The organism is Frankia sp. CcMO1 (assembly GCF_977945845.1).
The window spans coordinates 1-629 of record NZ_CDWTMG010000370.1; the positions used below are offsets into that span (position 1 = coordinate 1).

Below are 629 nucleotides of genomic sequence, written 5' to 3' on the forward strand. Positions count from 1 at the left end.
AGGCCCAGATCCGCCGCCGGAAATATCTCCTGCTGAATGAAGGCGCTCGCGTTCTCGCGGGACATGTTCGCGTAGGCAATCGTCTGCAGCGACAACACGCCGTCCCGGTTCAGCCAGTCGTGGCAGCGGGTGAAGAACTCCCGGTACAGGCGGATCTTCTCGGCGGGCGAGTCGTCGGGTCCGGCGAAGTGCTCGAAGGCGCCGATGGAGATGATCCCGTCGAACCGGGTGCCGGGTTCGTAGTGCGCCCAGTCCTCCGTGCGTACCTCGACGCCGGGATAGCCGCGGGACCGGACGAAGGCCGCCTGCTCCGCACTGAGGGTGAGACCGACGGAGCGTCGCACCCGGTGCGTCTCCGCCAGCCGTCCCAGGATCGAGCCCCACCCGCAGCCGATGTCCAGAACGCGGTCGGCGCGGTCGGCGCGAATCGCGTCCAGATGGAACCGCAGCTTCCTCTCCTGGGCGGTTTCCAGGGTGTCGTCCGCGCCTTCCCGCAGCGCGCAGGAGTAGGTCAGCGAGCGGTCCAGCCAGAGCCGGTAGAAATCATTTCCGACGTCGTAGTGGTGGCGGATGGCCGCCGCCGCTCCGACCGTCCGATCGTGCCGGACCGAGGTGGCCATGACGACTAT

1 protein-coding gene is annotated in these 629 nt (G+C 67.7%); it reads right to left on the reverse strand.

All coding sequences use genetic code 11. The annotated features are described in order from the left end of the window. On the reverse strand, positions 1–620 hold a 620-nt coding region (locus tag AC08OU_RS23945), incomplete at its 3' end, for a class I SAM-dependent methyltransferase (RefSeq protein WP_476605882.1). Positions 621–629: the final 9 nt, after the last annotated feature.